The following is a 25709-nucleotide window of genomic DNA, read 5'->3' as shown; positions in this document are numbered from 1 at the left end:
GGTGGGGGCGGTTCCCGGTACGCCCTCCGCGGCGGGGGATCGCGGGGTTCGCGGCATCCGATCGGCCACCGCGGACGTGACCGATCGCCAGGCCTGCCGCAGGAGGTAGCGCCGGTGCGTGCGCAGCCGCTCCGCGAAGAAGGGATCCAACGGCATGGTCAGTCTCCGTCCGCGCGCTCGGTGCGCTCGTCGAGCTCTCGCAACCGCCGGAGCTTCGACCAGGGCACGAAGACGATCCACATCACCGACGCGATCGCGCCGCCCATGATCATCGAGCTGATGTCCATGCTCCGACCGTAGCCGTTGCCGCGGATACCCGTCCCGAGCGCAGGCGGCGGGAACGACGAAGCCCCCGTCCCGACGAATCGGGGCGGGGGCTTCGGCGCTGTGTTGCAGGCCGCTTACCAGCTCGACTTGGTCACACCGGGCAGCTCGCCCTTGTGTGCCATGTCGCGGAAGCGGACGCGCGAGATGCCGAACTTCGAGAGGTGGCCACGGGGGCGACCGTCGATCGCGTCGCGCTTGCGGACGCGAACCGGCGACGCGTTGCGCGGGAGCTTCTGCAGGCCGACGCGGGCGGCCTCGCGGGCCTCGTCGGTCGCGTTCGGGTCGACGAGGGTCTTCTTCAGCTCGGCACGCTTCTCGGCGTAGCGGGCGACGACCTCTTCACGCTGGTTGTTGCGCGCGATCTTGCTCTTCTTAGCCATGAGATCAGCGCTCCTCTCGGAATTCGACGTGCTTGCGGATCACCGGGTCGTACTTCTTCAGCACGATGCGGTCGGGGTTGTTGCGACGGTTCTTGCGCGTCACATAGGTGTACCCCGTACCGGCGGTCGAACGGAGCTTGATGATCGGACGGACGTCCTGAGCCTTCTTCGCCATTAGAGCTTCACACCCTTCGCGATCAGGTCCTTCACGACCGACTCGATGCCGCGGGCGTCGATGACCTTGATGCCCTTAGCCGACACGTTCAGCGTGATCTTGCGACCGAGCGAAGGAACGTAGTAGGTCTTCTTCTGCACGTTCGGGTCGAAGCGGCGCTTCGTCCGGCGGTGCGAGTGCGAGATGTTGTGACCGAAGCCGGGAACTGCTCCGGTCACCTGGCACACTGCTGCCATAGTGATTCTCCTTAGTACCGTGACACCGGACGGTGCCACCCAAGATCCCTTGTCTGCACCCGCGCTCCACCCGGCCGTTTCGGGCCTGTGATGGGGAGTGGGTACGTACTGCGTGCTGGAGTGCGCGCAGACAAACAGTCAGTCTAGCACGCGACGGCGTGTCGCCTTGACCGCGGTCGGGGCCGCCCGCTGCCCGGGATGCCGCGTCGGTGCCGTCTGACATACTGCCGCTATGTCGCCGGAGGCCGATGTTCCCCTCGGGCGATGGCGGTTCGAGGGCCGGCTGCGGCACTACCAGGCTGATGCGCTCGAACGCGTGGACGCCTCCGGCCCCGGGCCGCTGCACATCGTCGCGCCGCCGGGCTCGGGCAAGACGCTTCTCGGCCTCCTGCTCGCGATGCGACGCGGGACGCGGACGCTCGTCCTCGCCCCGACGATCACGATTCGCGAGCAATGGGCCGCCGAGGCGCGGCGCCTGGCGCCGGACACCGCCGATGTGTCGACCGCCGGCGAGGCCCCGAGCGAGCTGACCGCCCTGACCTACCAGTCGCTGAGCGTGCTCGACGGCGAGAATCCCCTCGCCGCGCTGGCGCACGAGCGCTGGCGGCTCGAGCTCGAGAGCGACGGCCGGTCGACGGATGCGGCATCCGCCTGGCTCGACGCTCTCCGCTCGGGCAACCGCCGCGCGTACGCAGCCGGCATCGCGCGGCGTTCCCGCACACTGCGACGCCGCATCGCTCAGCAGGACCCGGATGCGCTGTCGCGCGCGCTGCATCCGAATGCTCGCGCGCTGATCGAGCGCCTCGTCGATCACGGCGTCGACACGGTCGTGCTCGACGAGTGCCATCATCTGCTCGACCATTGGGCGCTCGTGGTCGCGGCGCTCGTGGCACGGCTGCGCGCGGCCGGACGTTCCCCGCTCGTCATCGGCCTGACCGCCACGCTCCCCTCTGCCGACGACGGCGACGCCTACGACAACTACACGTCGCTTCTGGGGAACGTCGACTACGAGGTTCCGATCCCCGCGGTCGTCCGCGAGGGCAACCTCGCCCCCTACCGCGAGCACGTACGATTCGTCGAGCCGACGTCCGACGAGCTCGCATTCCTCTCGGGAGCAGCGATGGGCCTCGGGCTGCTCCTCCGCTCGACCTTCGCGCACGGCGACGGCGCCGATCACCTCGTGAGGATGCTGCAACCGACGCCGGATGCTGTCGGCGACGCGGCATCCGACGCAGATGACGCAGGCGCGGGCGGCGGCGGCTTGGCAGCTGCGCCCCTCGTACCGCCTCCCGCCCCGCCCGCGCGCGGTGCGCGGGACGACCGCGTGGACGTCCGGCTGTCGCGCGCGTTCGCCGACGACTTCGCCGGATCCGAGGCTGCCGCGGCGATGCTCGCGACCGTCCATCCCGATCATCCGCTCGTCGAGCGCCTTCCGACCGCGGCGCGGCGCACACCGACGACCGAGGAGTCGCTGCGGCTCCTGGGGCGGTTCGCGCTCGACCGCATCCTCCCCGATCCGGCCGCCCGGGAACGGTGGGAGCGGATCCGGGCGACCCTCGCCGACTTCGGTTTCTCGCTGACCGACCGGGGCCTGCGCCGCACGCGCGATCCGATCGACACGATGCTGGCATCGTCGCTGTCGAAGGACCGAGCAGTCTGCGACATCCTGCGGCTCGAACGAGACCGGGTCGGCTCGCGTCTGCGCGCCCTCGTCGTCTCGGACTTCAGCGAGCACGGCAACCGCCATGGCGGACTGATCGGGCGGGCGGGCGCGGTGCGGACCTTCGACGTCCTCGTGACGGATGCCGCGACCGCCGACCTGCGCTGCGCCCTGGTCACCGGATCGACGACGCGCATCGCAACGCGTCACGTCGAGGCGTTGTCCGCGGCGTGGGCGGCCGCTCTCGCCCCCGAGAGCGGATCGCCGCCGACGATCGCGGTAGTCGCGGTGCCCGACGATCCGGGCGTGTCCGAGATCTCGGCACCGGGTGTCGGCGCCGCGGGTTTCGTCCGCGCCGCCTCGATCCTGTTGGCGCGCGGCGAACTCGACGTCATCGTCGGAACGCGCGGGCTCTTCGGCGAGGGGTGGGACTGCCCGGCCGTCAACACGCTCATCGACCTGTCGTCGGTGGCGACAGCACCCGCGACCCAGCAGTTGCGCGGGCGCGCGCTGCGGCTGGATCCGGGCTGGCCGGAGAAGGTCGCGCACATCTGGACCGTGACGGCAATGCTGCCGCCCTCGTCGCCGATCGACGCGTCCCCCGACCTGTCGCGGCTGCGGCGCAAGCACGAGCGCCTCTGGGGTGTGCACCGCGACGATCCTCGTCGCATCATCCGCGGCCTCCCCGGTGTGCTGACGGCCGATCAGCGCCGCCTGCTCGCGTCGGGCCGCCCCGCGGCGCACGACCTCGATGCGCTGACGGTGGTCGAGGCGCGCGAGCGCACGCGCGCGCTGTGGCGCGTCGGCGAGGACTACCTCGACCGGGAGTCGATCGACGCGACCGTCGCGCCGCGCAGGGGCGAGCCGACGTTCCGGACGCGGGGACGAGCGGATGCCGCGCTCGGAGCCGGAACCGCCGCCGCAGGCGTCGTCACCACGGCGTCGCTCGCTCTCATGATCGCGGGCGGCGCGGGCGCGGCGGGCGGCGCGGGCGCGGCGGGATTCGCGGAGCTCGCGGCCGGAGCGGCGGGGCTGGTCGCCGCCCTCGCCGTGGGCATGCCGATCGCCCGCGCCTGGTGGCGCTCCCGGCGTGCGCATGCCGAAGCGCCGGAGCTGTACCGCCGCATCGCGGGCGTCGTCGTGGCCGCATTGCAGCGTTCCGGGCGCCTGAGCGAGGCCGCGGCAGCCGAGGTGATCGTCGAGCGACCGGCGGATGCCGGCGGCATCCAGCAGTTCGAGCTGCACCTGCGGAACGCCTCTCTCGCCGAGCAGCACGCCTTCGCCGGAGCGATGGCGGAGCTGCTCGGTCCGGTGCGGACGCCGCGATTCCTGCTGCAGGTGGATGCCGGCGGGCGGAGCCCGATCGTGCGATGGCTGCTGAAGCGCGCATCGCGATCGAGCCCGGCTCAGTTCTTGCCGGTGCCCTCGGCGTTCGGCATGTCGGGGCCGCGGATCCGCGCCTTCGCCGACGACTGGCAGCGGGCAGTGGGCCCGTGCGCGCTCCATTTCGTCGACAGTCCGGATGCGCTCGCGACACTCGCGGAGGCACGCCGCGGCGGAGCCGTCGCCGGCGACCTCGCCGTCGTCGAACGCTGGGACTGACGGCTCCTTCCCCTCCCTGCCCCGCGAACCGACGCGAACGGCGCCGTATCCGGCCCCGACACGACCATTCGTGTCGGGTCGGCGGGGCGGCGGGGCGGCGGGGCGGCGGGGCGATGGAGTGTCAGCGGCCGCGCAACGCTGCCTCGGCGGCGCCGCGACCCCACCGGAAAGGCGAGACCGTCGGATCACCGGCGATCCAGAACCGCCACGGGAACGCGTCGGTTCCCGCGATTCCCGCGACTCCCACTCGCGGGCCGGTCAGAACGTCGGGCTCCGGGACGTCCCGGAGCAGCAGGCGAGCTACGGCGCCGTCCCGCTCGACCGGCGCGACGGCGTCGATGCCGTCGTGCACCGGATGCCGGAGGCCGAGGGCCTCGCCGAGCCGTCCGGGCCCGCGAGCGAGATCGCGGTGCGTCCGGGCGGCGGCACGCCGCCCGTGGGCGACATCCGCGCCCTCGACGATCTCCGCCGCGCGCAGCAGCACACCACCCGCGACGCCTGACGGACCGCAGACGACATTGACGCAGGAATGGATGCCGTGACTGAGGTAGACGTACAGATGCCCGGGCTCGCCCCACATGGTGGCGTTGCGCGCGGTCTGTCCCATCCGCGCGTGCGATCCGGGGTCGGGCAGGTCGCCCGTGTCACGTCCGTGGTAGGCCTCGACCTCGGTCAGCCGAGCGACGACCCGCGCCCCATCCACCACGACCTCGAGGAGGCCACCCAGCAGCCGGGGGGCAACCTGCACCGGAAGGTGCGCGAGCTCCTCCCTCGTCGCCGGATGGAAACCCGGCGACACGACGTCATCGCCGGCGCTCATGGCCGCGGCGCGCTCTGGCACCACGAGATGTCGAACCCGTTGAGAGCCGATACCTCCTCGCCGGTGCCGAGGTCGACGATGTGGGTCTGCACGCGTTCGGGCAGCGGTAGCGCATACGCGTCGTACGGGTTCGAGACCGCATCGGGCGCGATGAGGAACGCGGCGTACCGGCTGCTCGGCGACACGCACGTGTGCAGCAGCAGATTCTCCGGGGCGACCGTGAACACGTCACGCGTCGCGCCGTCGGCGCCCACGACCGCAGCCGACGTCGACAGCACCGTGAAGCCGTCGAGCCGCGAGAGCACACGCAGCGTCTCGTCCGCGTTGCCGGGCAGCGCCGTGACCGACTGGGTCTCGCCGGCTGCGGCGTCCGCGGCGCTCAACGGCCGCTCCTCCGCGGTGGCGAGGTCGATCGCGACAAGCCCGGTCGCGCGCTGCACGATGGCTTCCGTCGAGCCACGGGCGATGCCGTCGATCGTGATCGCATTGCCGAGCGAGACGGGCTCGCCCCCGGCCGCCGAGACGAGTGTCAGGGCCCCGTCGAAGCCGAGCAGGAGCACGGCATCCGTCCCCGGCACGAACCGCCAGTCATCGATGCGCGCGTCTCCGCCCGCGAACTGCAGCTGCGCCGGCTCGTCATCGGCGCTGGCTTCGGTGAGCGACGCCGTGAACAACGCGCTCTCGAGACCGCCCCCCGAGCCGATTCCCGCGTCGGTATACGTGTAGCCGATCAGATCGCCGCGATCGGCGGTCTGCAGGTTGGTGACGAAGCCGCGTCCGGGCAGCGCGAGCTCGCGCCGCCCCTGGCCCTCACGGTCCGTGACGACGAGCGTCGACACACCCTCGTCGTCGGCGGTCACGATCGCGAGATGGGTCGATGTCGCCCGGAAGTCCTCGATGTGCGGATCCGCGAACACGGGCACCGCGTCCTCGCCGTCGAGCCCCGTGCGGAAGATGGTGTCCTCGGCGCCACCGCGCTGCAGGATGTAGGTCTCCAGCGCCGGCGTCGAGAACGACTCCTCGATCGTCGCGGCCGGACCCCCGCCCAGACCCTGGACGCCGTCGATCCGAACGGTGTAGTCGGTCGCGTCACGCAGCGGCAGAGTGAACCGGATGCCGATCTGGCGCCCCGACGTGTCGACGGTGAAGTCCGCGGCCGGCTCGATGTGCACCTGCGCCGGATCGATCTCCTCGAGCGACTGCGTCGTCGTCACGATCAGGCGCGATCCCGCCGATTCGATCCCGGCCTGCGGGTCGACGCTCGTCGACGTCGCACGCGGCCCCTGCACCGTCGTCAGCACGGCGCTGGCGCCGCCGACGAGGGCGAGAGCCCCCACGACCGCGACCATCGCGACGACGAACCGTCGCGAACGGCGCATGCGCGTCCGCCCGCGCCGCGAGGTCCGGGCCGTCCCGTCAGTACTCATAGGGGTCCTCGGGCTCGTCGACGGTCTGCACCCCGATGGCCTCGACGACGAGGGTGCCGTCGCGGTCGCGGATCACGCCGGTGACGGTCACCCACTCCCCCGTCGCGGGGATGTCGGAGGCCTCCCCGATCGGGATGCTCGCGGGCTGAGCATCGATGACGCAGTGGGTGATGACGAGCCGGGTCAGTCCGAAGCCCCCCGAGCTCGACGGCGTCACGAAACCGGTCAGGCTGATCTCGTCGCCCTCGAACGCCTCCGGGTTCGTCGCCGTCGCGAAGACGCTCGCCCACTCGCCGACACCGAACGACGACGTGTCGCCGGTCGTCGCAAGGGCGACCGTGTCGGCGCCCTGGAACAGCGGCGGCGTGCCGGTGTCACGCGACATCGCGAGCTCGGCCGACAGAGTCGCCGCTGGCGTCACGAGCGCCACCGCGACGATGCCCGTCGCGAGCAGCCCGCCCGTCCCCGCGGCCGCGGAGCCCAGCACGAGACGCCAATCGGGGCGCGGGCGCACCGGCGCGACGGCGGCACCGGGCGCGGCGGTGTCGCCGGCGAGGGCGGCGGTGTCGCCGGCGAGCGCCGCGGCGCGGGCGTCGCGACGGGAGGTCGGCGCCGGGGTCGGCAGTGCGTCCGAGGGCGTGGCCGGGGCAGCGGGCGCAGGATCGCCATAGGCGTCCTGATGCTCGTGCGGCGCGGCAGCGTGAGCATGCCCGTGGCCGTGCCCGTGCAGCTCGCCGTGGTCGTGTCCGTGATCGGCCTCGGCGCCGAGCGGCAGCGCGAAGCTCACGACGGTCCCGATCAGCCCGAGCACCGACATCCCGACGGCGAACCAGGCCGACTCCGGGTTGATGTAGAGCCCGATCCGGCCCGTGACGGCGAGGGTGACGGTGATGGCCGCGAGCGCGGCGGCGAGCCCGACTCCGAACAGGCGGGTCAGCAGGGCCGATGACTTAGGCAAAGAGATTCACCATCCCTCCGACGGCGATCGCGAAGAGCACGACGATCACGACGAGCCCGACGAGCACGCGACTGCGGAACGTCGTGCGCATGAGCGCGAGCATCTTCACGTCGACGAGCGGGCCGACGAGCAGGAACGCCACGATCGACCCGGGGGTGAAGGTCGACGCGAACGACAGAGCGAAGAACGAGTCGACGTTGGAGCAGATCGACACGATCATCGCGAGCAGGATCATCGCGAGGATCGACAGCGCCGGGTTCGACCCGATCGCGAGCAGTGTGTCGCGCGGCACCAGCACCTGCACGGCGCCGGCGATCGCCGAACCGAGGACGAGGGCCGGCATGACGGCTCGCAGCTCGACGACGAACTGCGCGAGGCTGCGGCGCCCCTTGCCGCCCGGATCCTCGGCCGCGAGCTCGCACGCCGCCAGGAAACGATCGGTCAGCAGGCCGTCGGGATCGGGATGCCGCGAGTACAGCCAACCGATCAGGTTCGCGACGACGTACCCGCCGAGCAGCCGGGCGATCAGGATGCCGTCCTCGAACCCGAACGCCTGGTGGGTCGTGATGATGACGATGGGGTTCACGATCGGCGCCGCGATGAGGAAGGTCATCGTCTCGGGCACCGAGAACCCGCGGATCATGAGGCCTCGCGCAAACGGCAGGTTGCCGCACTCGCAGACCGGGATGAGCATCCCCAGCAGCGACAGCACGGCGCGGCGGGCCCAGGCGCGCCGCGGCATCCAGCGTTCGATCACTCCCGGCGGCACCCACACCTGCACGACGATCGACAGCACGACGCCGAGCAGGACGAACGGCAGCGACTCGATGAGCACGCTCAGTCCGAGCGTGACGCCGTCCTGAGCCCGCGTCGGCAGGGACGGCCCGGGGGTGAGCGCGGCTACCGCGACGAGAACGGCGACGACGGCCGCACCGATCCCGAGCGCGACGGCCGAACGCGTCGCGGGAGATGGCGCGAGCCGTGCGGTCTTAGGCCCCGCCACGCTTCTCATCGGCTCGGGCCGCGGAGCACGCGGCGCAGACGCCGAAGATGTCGACGATGTGCTCGGCCTGCGTGAAACCGTTGGCGGCGGCGGTGCGGTGCGCCCACTCCTCGACATCCGAGGCCTGGATCTCGACCGTCAGGCCGCAGGATCGGCAGATCAGATGATGGTGATGGCCGTCGCTCGAGCAGGCGCGGTAGATGGCCTCGCCGTCGGGGCTCTGCAGCTGGTCGGCCTCGCCCGAGGCGGCCAGGGTCGCGAGGGCTCGGTAGACCGTCGCCAACCCGATGCCGGTGTTGTCGTCGCGCAGCGACGCGTGGAGGTCCTGCGCCGAGACGAACCCGCGGGCATCGGACAGCGCCGTGCGCACGCGCTCGCGCTGCCAGGTGTTCCGCTGAGCCATGGCGGCGAGTCTACTCGGCGCGCCTCGGCATCGGCTGGGTGCGCAGGACCCGGCCACGGCGGGCGCCGACGATGCGGCACACCAGGTAGATCGTGAACGAGATCGTGGTGATGTAGGGACTCACCGGCAGCGTTCCGGCAACGGCCAGCAGGATGCCGCCCACCGCCGACACCACGCCGAACAGGGCGGCCAGCAGCGGCACCGCAAGGGGCCCGGTCGCGACCCGCACGGCCGCGGCGGCGGGCGTGACGAGCAGCGCCATCACGAGCAGCGCGCCGATGATGTGCACCGCGACGGCGACGATGAGCCCGAGCAGCAGCATGAACCCGAGCGACACCGCGACGGTGGGCACGCCGCGCGCCGCGGCGGACTGCGGATCGAGCGAGTCGAAGCGCAGGGGGCGCCAGATCAGCAGGAGGGCGATGAGCACGAACGCTCCGATGCCGATCAGCCATCCGAGCTGACCCGACTGCACCGACACGATCTGACCGGTCAGCAGGCTGAAGCGGTTGGCGCTGCGGCCGTCGTAGAGCGAGAGGAAGAGGATGCCGAGGCCGAGGCCGAACGGCATGAGGACGCCGATGATGGAGTTGCGGTCGCGCGCCCGCGAGCCGAGCCACCCGATGAGGGCGGCGGCGATCATCGACCCGACGATGGATCCCGTCACCACATCGACGCCGATCAGCAGCGCGGCGGCGGCGCCCGCGAAGGAGAGCTCGCTGATGCCGTGCACGGCGAAGGCCATGTCGCGCTGCAGCACGAAGACGCCGATGAGCCCGCCCACGAGGCCGAGGACGGCTCCCGCCCACACCGAGTTCTGCACGAGCGCGAGGATGTCGCCGTAGACGGGGAGGCCGCCGAACATCGCATCCCAGACATCGGCCCAGTTCATGCGTGGTCTCCGTGGTCGTGGTGGTGGTGCGAGGCGTCGGCGTCCGGGGCGCCGACGACGACCAGCCGGTCGCCGGCGCGCAGCACGAAGACCGGGGCACCGTACAGGTCGGTGAGGACGGGCGAGGTCAGCACCTCTTTCGGGGTGCCGAGCGTGAAGCGGCCGTTCGCGATGTAGAGGATGCGGTCGACCTTGCCGAGCACCGGGTTGATGTCGTGCGTCACGAGCAGCACCCCGGCACCCGAGCGCCGATGCTGGTCGATGAGCCCGACGACGGCCTGCTGGTTCGCCAGATCGAGACTCGTCAGCGGCTCGTCGCACAGCAGCAGCTGCGGATCGTCGGCGAGGGCCTGCCCCACGCGCAGACGCTGCTGCTCCCCACCCGACAGCACGCCCACCGGGCGGTCGGCGAACGCCGTCGCCCCCACACCGTCGAGCAGGCGGTCGACCCGTTCACGGTCGCGCCGGCGCGGCAGCGGAAGGCCGAACCGGTGCCCGTCGACGCCGAGGGCGATGAGGTCGCGGGCGCGCAGCGCGGTGTCGCGTGGCAGTGGGCGCGCCTGCGGCAGGTAGCCGATCGACCGGTTGCCCTTGTGCTTGACCGGTCGGCCGAGCGCCGTGATCGATCCCTCGCTCAACCGCTCGAGCCCGAGGATCGCGCGCAGCAGCGTCGTCTTGCCCGAACCACTCGGGCCGAGGACCGCGATGAGCTCGCCCGGCTCGACGGTGAGGTCGAGCCCGCTCCACAGCTCACGCCCGGAACGCCGGAGTGCGGCACCACGGATCTCGAGCAGGCTCACCGGGTCAGCGTACCCGCCTAACCGATGACGATGAGCGGTCGATAGAGGCATCCAGGAGTCCACGGACGGACTCCGGGAGCCCAGGACGGGCTCCCGCTCATCCCAATCACGGAGGAATGAACCATGGGAATGCAGATCGCCACCAACGTGGGCGCGCTCAACGCGTACCGCAACCTGTCCAGCACGCAGAACGATGTGTCGAAGTCGCTCGAGAAGCTCTCGAGCGGTCTGCGCATCAACCGCGCTGCGGACGACGCCGCCGGCCTCGCGATCTCGGAAGGCCTGAAGTCTCAGGTCAACGGGCTCAACGTGGCTTCGCGCAACGCTCAGGACGGCATCTCGGTCATCCAGACCGCGGAAGGCGCCCTGACGGAGGTCCACTCGATCCTCCAGCGCATGCGCGACCTGGCTGTCCAGGGCGGCAACGGCTCGAACAACGACAACTCGCGCGCCGCCATCACCAAGGAGGCCGGTGAGCTCAGCCTCGAGCTGCGCCGTATCGCCGAGTCGACCAACTTCAACGGCATCGACCTGCTCAAGGGCGGGGAGCTGACGTTCCAGGTCGGCGCAGGCGGCACCGAGAACGACGCGATCACGATCGACCTGGCCGACGTCGCGACCGCCGTCGGCACGCTCGCCTCGGCAGACGGCACCGCCGTCGGCGCCGGCTTCGTGATCACCGACAACGCGGCCGCACGCGGCACGGTCGACACGATCGACACCGCGATCAACGCGATCTCGACCGCCCGGTCGAGCCTCGGTGCATCGCAGAACCGCTTCGAGTCGGCCATCAACAGCCTGAACGTGTCGGCGGAGAACCTGTCGGCGGCCAACAGCCGCATCCGCGACACCGACATGGCCGCCGAGATGGTCAAGTACACCGCGGCGAACATCCTGTCGCAGGCGGGCACCGCCATGCTCGCGCAGGCGAACCAGGCCAACCAGGGCGTGCTCCAGCTGCTCCGGTAAGCCTCGCGACGGTGGGTCCTGCGCCGCCCGACGCAGGACCCATCGCCGTCGCGGGCGCACCGCGGGAACGCGCCTGAGAGAACTGACGAGGAACCCGATGACATCCCCCCGAACCCTGACGCCCGGACTCCCCTTCCTGTGGGAGCGGGCGCGCCGTGTGAACCCGAGCAGCCTCGTCGCCCGCGCACGCCGGGCCGGGCAGCGGCACGGCCGCAGCACGCTCGGGGTCGTCGTCGACATGCTCTGGCAGGCCGGGGTGCGCGGCGTCGGGTTCCAGGACTACATCGACTACGACTTCGCGATGCTCACCCGCGCCGAGCGCGCGACCTACATGACGAGCCCCGTCTCGCACCGCCTCGCGGTGCGGTTCGACGATCCGGCGTACCGGCACCTCTTCCACGACAAGATCGCCTTCAACGACACCTTCGCCCCGTACCTGCAGCGCGAGTGGCTGGTCGTGACCGCCGACAACGCCGACGACGTGCGCGCCTTCGCGCTGCGCCACGGCACGATCGTGACGAAGGAGCCGATGGGACGCGCTGGCCTCGGCGTGCACCGCTACCTCGCCCGCGACGTCACCGACTGGTCGCGGTTCCACCGCGGACTGCTCGAACGCGGCGAGACGCTCATCGAAGAGGTCATCCGCCAACACGACGAGCTCGCAGCCCTCTGCGCCGGCACCGTCAACACCACACGCGTGACGACCTACTTCGACGGCGAGCGAACGCACGTGCTTGCAATGGCCCAGAAGTTCGGCCGCGGAGCCGTCAGCGACCAGAACGCCTTCGGCGGCTTCTACGCGATGCTCGACGAGACCGGCCGCGCCACGGGCGACGGCTACGACTCGAACGACCGCGTGTACCCCACGCATCCCGACAGCGGCATCCGCATCGCCGATTTCCGCCTGCCGATGTTCGACGAGGTGCTCGAGTTCGTCGACCGGCTCGCGCGCGTCGTGCCGCAGGTGCGCTACGTCGGCTGGGACATCGCGGTCTCGCCGACCGGACCGGTGCTCGTCGAGGGCAACTGGGCCGCGGGCGTCTACGAGAACAAGCCCAGCGCGACCGGGATCCGCACGGGCCACAAGCCGCGCTACCTCGCAGCGATCGACGCGGATGCCGCCGTGTCGGCGCCGTCGCTCCCGCACGCCGCCTCGGCGCGCGCGGTGGCCTGAATCCGGCCCGGCCTCAGCTCAACAGGGCACGGACGGGCAGGTCCTGGCCCTCGAGGATGACCTGTGCCGCGACGCCGGTGCGCCGGTTGATCACGACGGGTGCGAGGAGGTTCACGCCGATGCCCTCGTCCGTCATCCGCGCCACCACGAGCACCCGGGCATCGGCCGGCTCGGTCAGCCCCAGGTCGGCGGCGTGCGCGTCGGAGAGCGTGGGCGCGTAGTCGTCGACGACGGCACCCGGATCGACCGCGAACAGCCGCACCCCGGGATCGTCGGCGGCCGTCAGCGTGTAGAGGCCTCCACCACCCGCGACCTCGTCGAGGGCGAAGGTCGTGTGCGGAGACAGTCCGGGCGGCGGCGTCACGAACTCGAGGGCGCTCATCGGAGGAAGTCCATCAGCGTCGGCTGCATCACCCGGGCGGTGACGGCGAGCGCGGACTGGTAGACGAGCTCCTGCGACTTCAGGGCGACGAGCACCTCGACGGTGTCGATGTCCTCGACCGCCGCGCGCTGCGCTTCGAGGGACACCGTCGCGTCGGCCGCCGCGTCTTTGGCTCGCATGATCTGATTCTGCCTCGCCCCCACCGTGCCCTGCACCCCCAGCATCGCGTTCATGCGGTCGTCGATCTGGTCGATGCGGCCCCGTACGTCGGCTCCGCCCCGCAGATCGGCGACGATCGATCCGATCAGGGCGAAGACCGAGCCGTCGCCCGACCCGAACACCTCCGCGCCGCTCGCGTCGACGCGCACCGTCTCGCCGTCGGCGACGCGCCGGCGCACCTCGCTACCCGGCACCCCCGCGAACGTGAAATCGTCGGCGAAGGCGCTGCCTTCGGTGGTGCCGGCGAAGACCGAGCGTCCGAGCAGCGTCGTGTTCGCCTGGGCGAACAGCTCGTCGGCGATGGTCTCGAGCTCGAGCGCGATCGCCTCGCGCGCGTTGGCGTCGAGCGCCCCCGAGTTCGCGCCGCGCAGCGTGAGGTCACGGGCTCGTCCGAGCAGCGATGTCGACGCCGAGATGGCGTTGTCGACGGTGGTGACCCAGGTGAGGCCGTCGCTGATGTTGCGGGCGTACTGGGCGTTGCGGTGCTGGGCCGCGTGGAGGTCGAGCGCGGCCGACGCGGCGGCCGGGTCGTCGGACGGAGCGGCGAAAGCCCGCTGCGAGGTCGCCTGGTTCTGCAGGCGAGAGAGGTCGTTCAGGCCCGACTGCAGGTTCCGCAGGGCGGACTGCGCGAGCGTCTGCGATGTGACTCGGCTGATCATGGCGCTCCGGGTGTCAGCGGCCGACGAGGCCGGTGCGGTTGATGAGGATGTCGAGGGCTTCGTCGACGGCGGTGAGCACGCGCGCCGCCGCCTGGTAGGCGGTCTGATAGGTCAGCAGGCTCATGGTCTCCTCATCGTTGTCGACGCCCGCGACCGACTGCTGCGCGGCCGCTGCGGCGACCGCCGTCGTCTCGGCGCGCGCGGCCCGTCCCGACTCGGCGGCGGTGGCGACCGCGAGCCGCGAGACGACATCGCTCCACAGCGCGTCGGGTCCGTCGGTGCGCTTCCCGATGCCCGACAGCGCATCGGCGTTGCCGCCGTCGAGAGCGCCGGAGCCGGGTGCGGCGATCGCCAGGTCGTCGCGTCCGCGGGGCACGACGCTCAGCCCGAGCGCGGCGGGCGTGTCGGCTGCGAGGGCGAAGAAGTCTCCTCCTGCTGCGCCCGACGCCGTCGCCCCGAGCCGGTGCTGAGCGTTGACGGTGGCGGCGAGGGATGCCGCGAGATCGTTGTACGACGATGCCAGCCCGGCCAGCACTCCCCCCGAGTCGGCGGGCGCGAGCACCGACAGGGTGCCGGCCAGCTCTCCGCTCGAGACCCCGACGGGCGGGGCGCCGGGCTCGCGCCAGGCGAGCACGACCGGCTCGCCCGCGCCGATCGAGCGGGGTCCGGTGACCTCGAGCTCACGGGCTCGCGTGCCCGAGACGAGCGCGTTCCCGTCGACCCGCAGGGTGAGGGTGCCGTCCGCCTCGACCGTCCCCACGGCGCCGGAGAGCCGCGAGACGGTCTGCGCGAGCAGATTGCGGCGGTCGATGAGCTCGTTGGCCGAGCCGCCCGCGACGCCGACCTCGCGGATCCCGGCGTTGAGCTCCGCGATCTCGGCGGCGGCGGCGTTGATCTGATCGACCGTCAGCTCGGCGGCATCGCGCGCCGACGACCACTGCTCGGCGACGGAGCGGTATCCGTCGGCGATGCGCGCCACGAGCGTCTCGCCCCGCGTCACGACCGCGGCGGCCGCAGCGGTGGAGTCGGGAGCGTTCGACAAGTCCTGCCACGCGGTCCACAGTTGCGAGAGCTGGTCGGCCAGACCGTTCTTGCCCGGTTCGGCGAGCGAGGCCTCGGCGCGCACCGCTGCCTGCGCGCGAGCGGACCAGTACCCGGATGCCGCCAGCGTGTCGCGAACGCGCGCGTCGAGCACGGCATCGCCCAATCGCGCGATGCCGTCGACGGAGACGCCCTGGCCGGCGACCGGCCCGAACCGGGTCGCACCCGTGGGCGGCGCGACCGCCGACGTCTCGAGCCGCTGCCGCGTGTAGCCGGGCGTCAGCTGGTTGGCGACGTTCTGTCCCGCGAGATCCATGCCGCGCCGCGCCGCCGCGAGCGCGCTCGCGGCCGTCCCCAACCCGCTGAATGTCGACATCTGCGTCCTCACATCTCCCGGTCGACGATGCGCGCGGTGTCCTCGCGGACCCGCCCGCCGCCCGTGGTGTACTCGCCCGTCCCGGACTCGAGTCCGGCGAGCGTCTCGTCCACTGCGCGGCTCGCTGCGCGCAGGTGCGTCTCGTTCGCCTCTTTGAGCTGCGAGACCTCGGCCATGCGTTCGGTCAGCGCCGCGCGGTGCTCGGCGAAGATGTCGCGCCACGTGCCGGTCGGGGCCGAGTCGAGCAGCTCCGACAGCGTGGCGGCCTCGGGCACGCCCCACTCGCGGGCGACGGCGGCGACCTCGACGTCGCGGCCGAGACCCGACTCGCGCAGCTCCTCCAGGACGCGCTCGATCTCGCGCGATGCGAGATGGATCCAGCGCGTGTTCCCCGCCTCGAGCAGCAGGCGCTGCTCCTCGAGCTTGAAGATCAGCATCTCGAGCAGCTCGCGCTCGCGCCACAGCTGCATCGACAGTTCGTTAGCTCCCAAGGTGTCCCCCTTACCTGAGCAGCCCCCCATGGACCGCATCGAACGACTCGCTCTTCCGACGAACCGTTCTGAAGCGATCATCCTCGTCTATCGGCCGATGAGTCGATCCCGTTACATCTCCTCAGGATTTCGTATGAGATCTTTCTCATTTTGCTTATGATGGCCTCAGCCGGCGTGACGGCTTCCGCGAATTCGGGCCGCGGGAGCGGGTGCACGCCACGAAAGAGGCCCCCTTGCACATCCTCGGTCACGCGGAACGCAATCGACTCATCGAAGAGAACCTGCCCCTCGTGGGCTATCTGGCGCGGGATCTGCACTCGCGGGCGACGCACGTGCCCCTCGAGGAGCTGGCGTCGGTCGGCGCCCTGGCGCTCGTGACGGCCGCCGATGCATTCGACCCCGCCCTCGGCGTCCCCTTCGGCGCGTACGCACGCCGACGCATCCTCGGCGCGTTCGCCGACGAGATGCGCTCGATGGACTGGGCCTCGCGCGGCATCCGCAAGCGCATCAAGGAGACCACGGCCGTCCGCGACACCCTGACCGCTCGCCTCGGCCGCGTCGCCGGCGTCGACGAGATCGCCGCCACGATGGGCCTGCCCCGTGCCGCCGTCGTCGAAGCCCTCGACGACGCCGCGCGCACGGTCACGAGCATCGACGATGCGACGGCGCTCGAGGTGCCGAGCCCGATGGTCCTCCCCGACGAGGCCGCCGTGCTGCGCGAGCGCCGCGACGTCCTCGAGCGCGCCGTGGCTGCTCTGCCGGAGCGCATGCGGGCCATCGTCCAGGCCGTCTACATCGACGAGCGTCCCGTCAAGGAGATCGCCGCCGAGCTGGGCGTCTCGCACTCCGCGGTCTCGCAGCAGCGCGCCGAGGCCATCCGGCTGCTCCGCGACGCCCTCGAGCGGTTCGCCGCCGAAGAGCAGGCCGAACCCATCTCGCGGGTCTCGGTCGAGACGCGCGAGGCGTACTTCGCCCGCATCACCGCGATGCTGCCCCGCACCGGCCGCGGCGTGACGCCGGCGGCATCCGTCGCGCTCTGACGCGTCTTGGGCTAACGGTCCGGTCTCCGCGGTCGATAGAGCGAAGGGACGGCGCGCACGCGACCGCACCGACGACCGACAGGACGGGCACATGGCGATCTCGATCGACGGCCTCGCCTCGAATCTCGACACCAAGGCCATCATCGACGCGCTCATGAACGTCGAGCGCCTTCCGCGCACGATCCTCAGCGCGAAGTCCGACGACCGCAAAGCCGTCATCGCCCAGCTGCAGGCACTCAATGCGTCGCTGCAGTCGCTGGTGACGAAGGCGAAGGATGCCGCCGCCCCGACGGCACTCCTGCAGCGCACGGCGACCAGCTCGGACGACAGCGTGACGGTGACGGCATCGGCGGGCGCACCCGTCCTGCGCGCCGATGTCGTCGTCGACCGCGTCGCGACGGCCCAGAGCGTCGTCACGGGGCCGTTCGGCTCCGCGACGGACGACCCGCTCGTCTTCACGGTGCTCGGCGCAGATGGCGAGCCGATCGAGGTCCGACCGACGTCGGGCGCTGCGGCCGACATCGCCCACGCCCTGGGCGCCACCGGAACCGGCATCACCGCGTCGGCGGTGTCGGCGGGCGTCGACGCGGACGGTCAGGCCCTGTGGCGTCTGCAGATCACCGCGACCGAGACGGGCGCCGACAACGCGTTCCAGGTGTTCCGCGGCGACGCCGCGTCCGTCGCGGCGGGCTCGGCGACCGATCTCGCCACCGAGCCCGGATCGGCGATCGTGACGGTAGGCGCGGACGCCCAGGTGCGCCTGTGGGCGGGAACCGCCGCGGAGCAGACCGTGACCTCGGCGAGCAACACCTTCACGTCGCTGTTCGCCGGCGTCGACGTCACGGTGAGCCGCGCGTCGGCTACGCCGGTCTCGGTGACCGTGTCGGCCGACGCCGCGGGCAGCGCGTCCGCCGCGAAGGCCTTCGTCACGCAGATCGGCACGCTGCTGGCGGGTATCGCCCGCGGGTCGGCCGCGACCGCCGCCACGACCCCCGGCCAGCAGACGACCCTGGGCGTCTTCACGGGCGACAGCACGGTGCGCGCGCTCCACCAGGCGCTCACCGGTGCCGTGCAGCTGCCGCTCGACGGGGTCGCCCCCTCGACCATGGGACTGAGCGTCGACCGGTGGGGCGCGCTGAGCTTCGACGAAGAGGCCTTCACGAAGGCCCTGGCCGACGACCCCGCCGGCGTGCAGCAGGTCTTCGCCGGCGTCGCCGCCCGCGTGCAGGAGGTCGCGGAGCGCTACTCCGACAAGTACGAGGGCCTGCTCACCACCCGCATCACGGGGCAGGAATCCGAGGTGAAGATGCTCGGCGAGCAGCTGACGCGCTGGGACCTCCGGCTCGAACAGCGGCGCGCGACTCTCGAGCGCACATACGCCGCGATGGAGACGATGCTCTCGCGGCTGCAGACCCAGTCGTCGTACCTCGAGTCGCAGCTGTCGGCCCTGTCGGGAGCGGCGAAGAAGTGAACGCCGCCCTCCGCGCCCAGCAGCGCTACCGCGAAGAGACGATCCTCTCGGCCAGCCCGTCGCGCCTGGTCACCCTCCTGTTCGACCGACTGCTGCTCGACGTCGAACGCGGCGAGGCGGCGCAGCGATCGGGAGACTGGCAGACCGCCAACGACCAGCTGCAGCACGCCCAGCGGATCCTCGTCGAGCTCACCGGCTCGCTCGACGACAGCTGGAGCGGGTCGGCGTCGCTCCGAGCCGTCTACGACTACATCACCCGGACGCTCATCGGGGCGAACATCGGGCGCGACGCCGACCGCACCCGCGAGTGCCGCGAGCTCATCGCGCCGCTCCGCGAGGCATGGCACGGTGCGGCAGAAGCGGCCCCCGCGTGACCTGGGCCGACCTGCTCGACAGGCTCGAGGCGGAGCTGACCGGCGACCCCACCGGCGCCCTGCCGTGGAATCCGCCCGCCGGGCTCGGCCCGCTCCCCGCGCATCTCCAAGACCGGGCACGGGCGGTCGTGCGCGCACAGGCCGACCGGTCGCGGCAGCTGCGCACCGAGCTCGACACCGTTCGCGGGCACCTCGACGCCCTCGACCGCATCCCGCAGCAGCATCCCGACGCCGTCTACCTCGACGTCGACGGCTGACCGCTCGCGGCTAACGGCATCGCTGCGGTGGCCGATAGGGGATGCTGAGCACGGATCGCTCATCCATCGGCCAGGGATCGGCCACATCGTTCGACGGAAGACGCCTTCGTGCTCGAATCTGTGACCACCACCGCGCTCACGAGCGCCCTCTCGGGCCTCGCCGAGCGCCAGCGCGCCATCGCCGACAACATCGCGAACGTCAACACCTCCGGCTACCGGGCCAAGGTCGTCAGCTTCGAGAGCGCCCTGGCGCGCTCGGTCGCACGCGGCGACGGCGCCGTGACCGCGACCGTCCGCGAGTCGACCGCCCCCACCCGTCTCAACGGCAACAACGTCAATCTCGACACCGAGACGCTCGCCAACATCGAGGCGGTGCTGCGGTACCAGTTCGCGGCACAAGCCGTGGGCGGCACCTTCAGCTCGCTCCAGACCGCGATGAGGACCTCATGACCTTCGACGCCATCGGCATCGCCGGGTCGGGCCTGACGGCCCACCGCACCTGGCTCGACGCGCTCAGCGACAACATCGCCAACATCAACACCGCGGTCGCGCCCGGCGACGACGCGTTCCGCCAGCGCTACATCGCGGTCGAGTCGGCCGGCGATCCCGGCGGCGTGCGCGTCGCGGGCGCCGTCTGGGGCGGCACGGAGGGCCGGCTCGTGCACGAGCCGAACAATCCGCTCGCCGACGCCGACGGCTACGTCCGCTACCCCGACATCGATCTCGGCGAGCAGATGAGCCACCTGATCCTCGCGCAGCGCGGCTACCAGGCCAACGCGGCGGTCGTCGACCGCGCGAAGACGACCTACGAGGCCGCGCTGCAGATCGGACGCCGCTGATGCCGCCGCTGTCGGGCATCGACGCCCTGGGCGCGGCTGCATCCGCCCTCACCTCGAGCACCCGAGCGCCGCAGCAGACAGACGGCGCCGGCTTCGGCGCGAGCATCACCGGCGCGGTCGACGAGCTGCGCGCGATGCAGTCGACGTCGAACGAGCTGGCCGTCGCGGCCGTCACGGGTGACCTCGACGACATCCACTCCGCGATGATCGCCTCGTCGCGCGCGTCGGTGACCCTCGAGCTCATCGCCGCCGTGCGCAACAAGGGCGTCGAAGCCTTCAACGACATCATGCGGATGCAGGCCTGATGCCCGCCGCCGTCACCTCGCTCTGGACCCGCCTGCGCGCGACGATCGCCGGGTTCACCCTCGCTCAGCGCACGATCGCGATCATCGGCATCGCGGTGCTCGCAATGGGCGTGTTCGCCCTGGCGAGCTGGATGTCGCGCCCGACCCTCACCCCGCTGTTCTCGGGCCTGTCGGCCTCGGATGCCAGCGCGGTGGTCGAGCAGCTGCGCTCGGGCTCGATCCCCTACGAGCTGACCGACGGCGGCTCGACCGTGCTCGTGCCCGAGACCGCGGTCTACGAGCAGCGCCTCGCGGCGGCCGCGGCGGGCCTGCCGAGCGCCGAGTCGTCGGGGTACTCCCTCTTCGACAAGATGGGCGTGACGAGCTCGGAGTTCCAGCAGTCGGTCACCTACAAGCGTGCGATCGAGGGCGAGCTCGCCCGCACGATCGGCGCCCTCGAGAACGTCACGACGGCCTCGGTGCAGCTCGCGCTGCCCGAGGAGAGCGTGTTCGTCTCGCAGAAGGTCGAGCCCACGGCATCCGTCTTCATCGAGACCTCCCGCGGAGTCGCACTGCCACCCGAGCAGGTCGAGGCGATCGTGCACCTCACCTCGGCCGCCGTCAGCGGGATGAAGCCCGAGAACGTCGCTGTCGTGGATGCCGCCGGGCGCACCCTCTCGGCGATCGGCGGCGACGCCACCCGTAACGCAGACCAGCAGGCGGGGGCCTACGAGACCCGCATGGCCGCCAGCGTGCAGCAGATGCTCGACACCGTGCTCGGCAGCGGCAACGCGACGGTGTCGGTCGCCGCCGAGATGCAGCAGGCGGCGACCGAGCGCGTCGACGAGACCTACACCCCGGTCGAGGGCGCGCTGCCGGCCACCGAGGAGTCGAGCACCGAGAGCTACACCGGCACCGGGGGTCAGACCGGCGTTCTGGGCACCGAGCTTCCCGCCGGCGTCGGCGGCGCGGGTACCTACGAGTCGACGCAGACCAACCGCTCGAACGTCGTGAACAAGACCGTCGAGAGCACCTCGACCCCGGCGGGCGCCGTTGCGCGGCAGACCGTCGCCGTCGCGGTCAACGCCGACGGCACCGATGTCGTCGACGTCGCGCAGCTCGAGGCCCTCGTGACCTCGGCCGCCGGCATCGACCGGGCCCGCGGCGACCAGGTGACCGTCGAGCTCGTCGCCTTCAGCGATCAGGGCGCCGCGGCCGCCCAGGCCGCCCTCGACGCGGCTCGCGAGGCGGAGGAGGCCGAGCGCTCGGCCGAGACGCTCCGCACGGCGATCATCGCCGTCGTCGTCGTGCTCGGACTCGTCGGAGCGACGATCGCGGGCCTGGTGATCGCCCGCCGTCGGCGCGCGGCCGCCGAGGCGGAGTCGGTCATGACGCTCACGCCGGTCGACGAGCCGCTCGACCGGTTCGACGCCCTCACCCGGGGCCTCGCGACCCCGCTCCTCGACGAGGCGCCCACGGTGCCCCTGCCAGCGATGGCGGTCGACCCCGAGCCGGAGCCCGACCCCGAGCCCGTGCAGGTGGCCCTCGACCGCCGCCGCGCCGAGATCGGCGACTTCGCCCGCCGCGACCCCGCCCGCACCGCCGACCTGCTGCGCCGGCTCGTCCGGGACTCGACCGACGCATGAGCGACCTCACCGGAACCCAGACGGCCGCCGTCGTCATCATGAACCTCGACCGGGCACAGGCCGTCGAGGTGCTCAAGCACCTCTCCGACGACGAGGCCGAGGCGATCGCGGCCGAGATCATCCGGCTGCGCGACCTCGACCTCGAGACGACGCGCGACGCGCTGACCGACTTCCAGCGGGTCGTGCGCGGACACCTGCCGCCCGTCCGCGGCGGACGCGATCTCGCGACGGGACTGCTGGAGGCCTCGCTCGGTCCCGAGCGGGCCGCGGGGGTCCTCACGAAGGTCTCGTCGTCGATGACGAGCTCGTCGTTCGAGTTCCTCACCGCCGTCGAGCCGGCCCAGGTCGCCAGCATCCTCGACGGCGAACTGCCCCAGACCGTCGCGCTCGTCATCGCGCATCTGCCGGTCGAGCGCGCCGCGGCCGTCCTGGCCGAGATCGCCGATCCCGCCCGCACCGACGTCGCGCAGGCGATCGCGACGATGGGCACCGCGTCGCAGGATGCCGTGGCCGTCGTCGCCACCGCGCTGCGTGCGCGCTCGGGTGCACTGACCACGCGCGACGCCCGCGAGACCCTCGGGGGCGTCCAGCCCCTGGTCGACATCATCAACCGCTCCGACGCGACCGTCGAGAAGGCCCTGCTCGCGAGCATCGAGGCCCGCGACAGCGCCCTGGCCGAAGACATCCGCTCGCGCATGTTCACCTTCGCCGACATCGTCGTGCTCGACGACCGCGACGCCCAGCGCGTCCTGCGCGGCATCGACGTCCGCGTGCTCGCCCTCGCGCTGAAGGGCTCGTCGGGTCCCGTCGCCGATGTGATCCTCCGGAACATGACCGAACGCAACCGCGAGGCGCTGCAGGAGGAGTCGCGCCTGCTCGGCACCGTGCGCGTCTCGCAGGTCGAAGAGGCGCGTGCGGCGATCGTCCGGACGATCCGCGAGCTCGAGGCCGCCGGCGACATCCGGGTGCAACGGGTCGAGGAGGAGTATGTCGTCTGACGCCTTCACCCGCCTCGAGATCCCGCGCCTGTCGGGTCCGTCGCTCACCCAGGAGCGCGACCGCGCCCGCGCCCGCGGTCACGCCGCCGGGTACGCCGAAGGGATGCGGCTGGCCGCAGCCCACGCCGAGCGCGACGCAGCGGAACGGGCCGAACGCGAGCAGGCGGCGGACGCAGCCGTCCGGGCGCGCGTGGCTGCCGCCGTCGCGGCGCTCGAACGCGCGGCCGCCCGGTTCGACGCGCGCGCGGCCGAGCTGACGGCGCCCGTCGTGGCCGAGCTTCATGCGATGGCGATCGAGCTGGCGGAGGCCATCGTCGAGCGCGAGCTGTCCGATCCCGTGCGCGCAGCGCTCACGACGGCGGCTCGGGTCGAGAGCGCGGTGCCCGATGGCGATGGTGCCGCGGCGCCGGTCGTCCGGCTCTCCGCCGCCGACGCCGACGTGGTCGCCTCGGCCCTCACCGAGACGCTGCCACGATCGGTCGAGGTCGAGGTCGACCCGGGGCTCGCGCCGGGCGACGCGACGATCCGTCTGGCCGACGGCGCGATCGACCTGCGGATCGCCGCCGCGTTCGCGCGGGCCCGCCGGGCGCTCGAGGAGAGCGCATGAACGGGGGCTGGCCGGCGGTCGTCGAGGCCGCGCGCCCGCTGCGGACCGGGACCGTTTCGCGGATCGTCGGCCTCGGCGTCGACATCCGCGGCGTGCACGGAGCGGTCGCCGACCTGATCGAGCTCGGCGGGATGACCGATCGCGGCACGGCCGGCGTGCCCGCGGAGGTCGTCGCTGCGGACCGCGGCATCCTGCGCTGCATGCCGCTCGGGGTCACCGACGGACTGCGCGTCGGCGACGCGGCGCGCGCCCTGTCCGGTCGAGCCCGCGTGCCGGTCGGCCCCGCCGTGCTCGGGCGCGTGCTCGACGGGCTCGGCCGCCCCATCGACGGCCGCGGCCCCCTCGTCGGGCCACGGGTCGACCTCGACCACGCCCCGCCGTCGGCGATGGGACGCGAACGCATCACCGAGCCGCTCGTCACGGGTGTGCGCGCGATCGACACGCTCACCCCGCTCGGCCGCGGTCAGCGGGTGGGACTGTTCGCCGGGTCCGGCGTCGGCAAGTCGTCGCTGCTGTCGATGATCGCGCGGGGGTCGTCGGCCTCGGCCAACGTCATCGCCCTCGTCGGCGAGCGCGGCCGCGAGGTGCGGGAGTTCCTCGAGGACGACCTCGGCCCCGCGGGTCTCGCCCGCTCGGTCGTCGTCGTCTCGACCTCCGATCAGCCCGCGATGGCGCGCCTGCGCGCGGCGTCGACCGCGACGCGCATCGCCGAATCGTTCCGCGACGAGGGCCAGCACGTCGTCCTGATGATGGACTCGCTCACCCGCGTCGCGATGGCCCAGCGCGAGATCGGGCTGGCGGCCGGCGAACCGCCCGCGACGCGCGGCTACCCGCCCTCGACGTTCCCGGTGCTCGCCCGTCTGCTCGAGCGCGCCGGCACCGATCGGCGCGGGTCGATCACGGGGATCTACACCGTGCTCGTCGAGGGAGACGACCACAACGAGCCCGTCGCCGACACCGTGCGCTCGATCCTCGACGGACACCTCGTGCTCGACCGGACGCTCGCCGTCACCGGGCACCACCCCGCGATCGACGTGCTCGGATCGGTCTCCCGGCTCGCCGGCAAGGTCGCGACCGGGGATCAACGCCGGCTCGCGACGACGCTGCGGGCCGTGCTCGCCGCCCGCCAGGAGGCCCACGACCTCATCGGCGTCGGCGCGTACCAGCCTGGAGCCGACCCGCGGGTCGACGCCGCCGTCGCCTCTGCGCGGGCGATCGACGCCTTCCTCCGGCAGGACCTCGACGATCGGTCCCCGGCCGCCGAGTCGTGGCGCCGTCTCGGCGAGCTCGTCGCCTCGTTCGGAGACGTCTCGTGAAGCGGGGGTTCCCCCTGGCGGGGCTGCTGCGCATCCGCGGCATCCAGCAGCGTGCCGCGGCGACGCACCTCTCGCGCGCCGCGATGGAGGAGCAGCGCACCGAGGCCCGCGATCGGCAGCTGCGCGCGGCCCTGACCACGTCTGCCGAGACGCCCGGCGACATCCGCACGCTCGCCGCCCTCGCGGCCAGTCGTGTGGCCGCCCGCAGCTTGCTGGCCGACCTCGACACGCTCCGAAGGGCGCAGCGCGCGGACGTCGACGCGGCTCGTCTGCGCCTCGACGACGCCCGCCGGGCCGAACGAGGCATCGAGCGGCTGGCCGACGCGTTCCACGAGCGCGAGCGGGAGCGACGGGACGCCGCCGAGCAGGCCGTGCTCGACGAGATCGCGCTGCGCTCGGCGAACGGGATGCCGGGCACGTCGGACACCTCTCCCCGGCCCGAGGAGGCGTCATGAGCATGTGGGGCCTCGCACTCGGAACGACGACCGCGCTCGCGCGTCCTCGCGGCGGCGGAGGGCCGAACGGCGGCGACGACGGCGGCGAAGGTGCGACGGCGTCGGACGCCTTCGCCCTCGTCCTCGCCGGGCAGGCCGCGGCCGCGGAGCCGGTGGACGGTGTGCCGGTGGACGGTGTGCCGGTGGCCGGTGGGGATGCCTCCGCGGGCCGCGGGGCGTCCGGCACGGACTCGGGCGCAGGGCAAGCCGCGGCTCAGGGCCCGAGTATGCCCGACGGGGAGGCGGCGGGAGATCCGGCTGACCGGAGTATTGCCGTCACGGATGACGCGACAGCACTGCTCGCCACTGTGAGCGCCGGCGCGGGGAGCCTCGCCGGGCTCGGGGTGTCGGGCGGCGGGGTCTCGGGCGGCGGGGTCTCGGTTCATGGG

Annotated in this window: 31 protein-coding genes; 16 read left to right on the top strand and 15 right to left on the bottom strand. The window is 72.3% G+C overall.

The window, feature by feature from the left end; all coding sequences use genetic code 11:
- Window positions 1–158: 158 nt before the first annotated feature.
- The 4 genes from CBF90_RS18910 to rpmB all read right to left on the bottom strand — a co-directional run bounded on the left by CBF90_RS18910 (window position 159) and on the right by rpmB (window position 1118).
- Window positions 159–287 (bottom strand): hypothetical protein, encoded by a 129-nt coding sequence (locus CBF90_RS18910; RefSeq protein WP_256977545.1) that lies wholly within the window; start codon window positions 285–287, stop codon window positions 159–161.
- A gap of 114 nt (window positions 288–401) precedes the next feature.
- Entirely contained in the window at window positions 402–707 is a 306-nt protein-coding gene (gene rpsN / locus CBF90_RS15840; protein ID WP_023953697.1) for a 30S ribosomal protein S14, read from the bottom strand.
- Between the two features lie 4 nt (window positions 708–711).
- A complete protein-coding gene (gene rpmG / locus CBF90_RS15835; protein WP_005051772.1) occupies window positions 712–882 on the bottom strand; it encodes a 50S ribosomal protein L33 in 171 nt (56 codons plus the stop codon).
- Complete coding sequence (gene rpmB / locus CBF90_RS15830) at window positions 882–1118, bottom strand: 50S ribosomal protein L28 (protein ID WP_005051771.1); 237 nt, start codon at window positions 1116–1118, stop codon at window positions 882–884. Before rpmB ends, rpmG begins: the two co-directional genes overlap by 1 nt.
- A 232-nt stretch (window positions 1119–1350) precedes the next feature.
- On the opposite strand from rpmB, the gene CBF90_RS15825 reads away from it, so the two are divergent.
- The gene (locus CBF90_RS15825; protein WP_088381057.1) at window positions 1351–4380 is read left to right on the top strand and encodes a DEAD/DEAH box helicase family protein; all 3030 of its coding nucleotides are present in this window, start codon (window positions 1351–1353) and stop codon (window positions 4378–4380) included.
- A gap of 121 nt (window positions 4381–4501) precedes the next feature.
- Here the strand turns inward: CBF90_RS15825 and CBF90_RS15820 are convergent, their stop codons facing one another.
- From CBF90_RS15820 to CBF90_RS15790, 7 genes are read right to left on the bottom strand one after another with little or no spacing between them, the layout of a single operon-like run.
- Window positions 4502–5200, bottom strand: a complete 699-nt coding sequence (locus tag CBF90_RS15820) for a DNA-3-methyladenine glycosylase (RefSeq protein WP_088381058.1) — start codon at window positions 5198–5200, stop codon at window positions 4502–4504.
- On the bottom strand, window positions 5197–6627 hold the full coding sequence (locus tag CBF90_RS15815) for a hypothetical protein (protein ID WP_088381056.1): 1431 nt from the start codon (window positions 6625–6627) through the stop codon (window positions 5197–5199). The genes CBF90_RS15820 and CBF90_RS15815 overlap by 4 nt, the downstream gene beginning before the upstream one ends.
- Window positions 6617–7585 carry a DUF1980 domain-containing protein gene (locus tag CBF90_RS15810; protein WP_088381055.1) on the bottom strand — a complete coding sequence of 323 codons (969 nt, stop codon included), beginning with the start codon at window positions 7583–7585 and terminating at the stop codon, window positions 6617–6619. The genes CBF90_RS15815 and CBF90_RS15810 overlap by 11 nt, the downstream gene beginning before the upstream one ends.
- Window positions 7578–8597 carry a permease gene (locus tag CBF90_RS15805; protein ID WP_088381054.1) on the bottom strand — a complete coding sequence of 340 codons (1020 nt, stop codon included), beginning with the start codon at window positions 8595–8597 and terminating at the stop codon, window positions 7578–7580. The genes CBF90_RS15810 and CBF90_RS15805 overlap by 8 nt, the downstream gene beginning before the upstream one ends.
- The gene (locus CBF90_RS15800; RefSeq protein WP_023953689.1) at window positions 8575–8991 is read right to left on the bottom strand and encodes a Fur family transcriptional regulator; all 417 of its coding nucleotides are present in this window, start codon (window positions 8989–8991) and stop codon (window positions 8575–8577) included. The genes CBF90_RS15805 and CBF90_RS15800 overlap by 23 nt, the downstream gene beginning before the upstream one ends.
- A 10-nt stretch (window positions 8992–9001) precedes the next feature.
- Window positions 9002–9883, bottom strand: coding sequence for a metal ABC transporter permease (locus CBF90_RS15795; RefSeq protein WP_071918947.1), 882 nt, complete (start codon window positions 9881–9883; stop codon window positions 9002–9004).
- Window positions 9880–10734, bottom strand: a complete 855-nt coding sequence (locus CBF90_RS15790) for a metal ABC transporter ATP-binding protein (RefSeq protein ID WP_052007849.1) — start codon at window positions 10732–10734, stop codon at window positions 9880–9882. The genes CBF90_RS15795 and CBF90_RS15790 overlap by 4 nt, the downstream gene beginning before the upstream one ends.
- 72 nt (window positions 10735–10806) lie before the next feature.
- On the opposite strand from CBF90_RS15790, the gene CBF90_RS15785 reads away from it, so the two are divergent.
- Complete coding sequence (locus CBF90_RS15785) at window positions 10807–11652, top strand: flagellin (protein WP_023953686.1); 846 nt, start codon at window positions 10807–10809, stop codon at window positions 11650–11652.
- 97 nt (window positions 11653–11749) lie between these two features.
- Window positions 11750–12826, top strand: a complete 1077-nt coding sequence (locus tag CBF90_RS15780) for a sugar-transfer associated ATP-grasp domain-containing protein (RefSeq protein ID WP_064955575.1) — start codon at window positions 11750–11752, stop codon at window positions 12824–12826.
- Between the two features lie 13 nt (window positions 12827–12839).
- On the opposite strand, the gene CBF90_RS15775 is transcribed toward CBF90_RS15780, so the two are convergent.
- Genes CBF90_RS15775 through flgN form a run of 4 tightly spaced genes read right to left on the bottom strand, consistent with a single transcriptional unit; the run spans window position 12840 to window position 15994 of the window.
- Window positions 12840–13208 carry a flagellar assembly protein FliW gene (locus CBF90_RS15775; protein WP_023953684.1) on the bottom strand — a complete coding sequence of 123 codons (369 nt, stop codon included), beginning with the start codon at window positions 13206–13208 and terminating at the stop codon, window positions 12840–12842.
- A complete protein-coding gene (locus tag CBF90_RS15770) occupies window positions 13205–14086 on the bottom strand; it encodes a flagellin (protein ID WP_023953683.1) in 882 nt (293 codons plus the stop codon). The genes CBF90_RS15775 and CBF90_RS15770 overlap by 4 nt, the downstream gene beginning before the upstream one ends.
- A 13-nt stretch (window positions 14087–14099) precedes the next feature.
- Window positions 14100–15503: a flagellar hook-associated protein FlgK gene (flgK, locus tag CBF90_RS15765; protein ID WP_088381053.1), complete on the bottom strand. Its 1404-nt coding sequence runs from the start codon at window positions 15501–15503 to the stop codon at window positions 14100–14102.
- Between the two features lie 8 nt (window positions 15504–15511).
- Complete coding sequence (flgN, locus tag CBF90_RS15760; protein ID WP_088381052.1) at window positions 15512–15994, bottom strand: flagellar export chaperone FlgN; 483 nt, start codon at window positions 15992–15994, stop codon at window positions 15512–15514.
- A 233-nt stretch (window positions 15995–16227) separates the two neighbouring features.
- On the opposite strand from flgN, the gene CBF90_RS15755 reads away from it, so the two are divergent.
- The 13 genes from CBF90_RS15755 to CBF90_RS15695 all read left to right on the top strand — a co-directional run.
- Window positions 16228–17034 carry a sigma-70 family RNA polymerase sigma factor gene (locus tag CBF90_RS15755; protein ID WP_023953680.1) on the top strand — a complete coding sequence of 269 codons (807 nt, stop codon included), beginning with the start codon at window positions 16228–16230 and terminating at the stop codon, window positions 17032–17034.
- 91 nt (window positions 17035–17125) lie between these two features.
- Complete coding sequence (gene fliD / locus CBF90_RS15750; protein WP_023953679.1) at window positions 17126–18505, top strand: flagellar filament capping protein FliD; 1380 nt, start codon at window positions 17126–17128, stop codon at window positions 18503–18505.
- Entirely contained in the window at window positions 18502–18879 is a 378-nt protein-coding gene (gene fliS, locus CBF90_RS15745) for a flagellar export chaperone FliS (protein ID WP_023953678.1), read from the top strand. Before fliD ends, fliS begins: the two co-directional genes overlap by 4 nt.
- Window positions 18876–19136: a signal transduction histidine kinase gene (locus CBF90_RS15740; protein ID WP_023953677.1), complete on the top strand. Its 261-nt coding sequence runs from the start codon at window positions 18876–18878 to the stop codon at window positions 19134–19136. The genes fliS and CBF90_RS15740 overlap by 4 nt, the downstream gene beginning before the upstream one ends.
- Window positions 19137–19244: 108 nt before the next feature.
- Window positions 19245–19586 carry a flagellar basal body protein gene (locus CBF90_RS15735; RefSeq protein ID WP_071918941.1) on the top strand — a complete coding sequence of 114 codons (342 nt, stop codon included), beginning with the start codon at window positions 19245–19247 and terminating at the stop codon, window positions 19584–19586.
- Window positions 19583–19975, top strand: coding sequence for a flagellar basal body rod protein FlgC (locus tag CBF90_RS15730; protein ID WP_023953675.1), 393 nt, complete (start codon window positions 19583–19585; stop codon window positions 19973–19975). Before CBF90_RS15735 ends, CBF90_RS15730 begins: the two co-directional genes overlap by 4 nt.
- Window positions 19975–20280, top strand: a complete 306-nt coding sequence (gene fliE, locus CBF90_RS15725) for a flagellar hook-basal body complex protein FliE (protein WP_023953674.1) — start codon at window positions 19975–19977, stop codon at window positions 20278–20280. Before CBF90_RS15730 ends, fliE begins: the two co-directional genes overlap by 1 nt.
- Complete coding sequence (gene fliF, locus CBF90_RS15720) at window positions 20280–21905, top strand: flagellar basal-body MS-ring/collar protein FliF (RefSeq protein WP_036304749.1); 1626 nt, start codon at window positions 20280–20282, stop codon at window positions 21903–21905. Before fliE ends, fliF begins: the two co-directional genes overlap by 1 nt.
- Window positions 21902–22903 (top strand): flagellar motor switch protein FliG, encoded by a 1002-nt coding sequence (fliG, locus tag CBF90_RS15715; protein WP_023953673.1) that lies wholly within the window; start codon window positions 21902–21904, stop codon window positions 22901–22903. The genes fliF and fliG overlap by 4 nt, the downstream gene beginning before the upstream one ends.
- On the top strand, window positions 22893–23510 hold the full coding sequence (locus tag CBF90_RS15710) for a FliH/SctL family protein (RefSeq protein WP_071918940.1): 618 nt from the start codon (window positions 22893–22895) through the stop codon (window positions 23508–23510). Before fliG ends, CBF90_RS15710 begins: the two co-directional genes overlap by 11 nt.
- Entirely contained in the window at window positions 23507–24826 is a 1320-nt protein-coding gene (locus tag CBF90_RS15705; RefSeq protein ID WP_088381051.1) for a FliI/YscN family ATPase, read from the top strand. Before CBF90_RS15710 ends, CBF90_RS15705 begins: the two co-directional genes overlap by 4 nt.
- Window positions 24823–25281, top strand: a complete 459-nt coding sequence (locus CBF90_RS15700; protein ID WP_088381050.1) for a hypothetical protein — start codon at window positions 24823–24825, stop codon at window positions 25279–25281. The genes CBF90_RS15705 and CBF90_RS15700 overlap by 4 nt, the downstream gene beginning before the upstream one ends.
- On the top strand, window positions 25278–25709 hold a 432-nt coding region (locus tag CBF90_RS15695), incomplete at its 3' end, for a hypothetical protein (protein WP_197690596.1). The genes CBF90_RS15700 and CBF90_RS15695, both read left to right, overlap by 4 nt.

It is taken from the genome of Microbacterium sp. AISO3 (assembly GCF_002204305.1).
GTDB lineage: Bacteria > Actinomycetota > Actinomycetes > Actinomycetales > Microbacteriaceae > Microbacterium > Microbacterium arborescens.
Note: the sequence above shows the minus strand (reverse complement) of the source record. Positions and strands in the feature narration are given on the sequence as shown.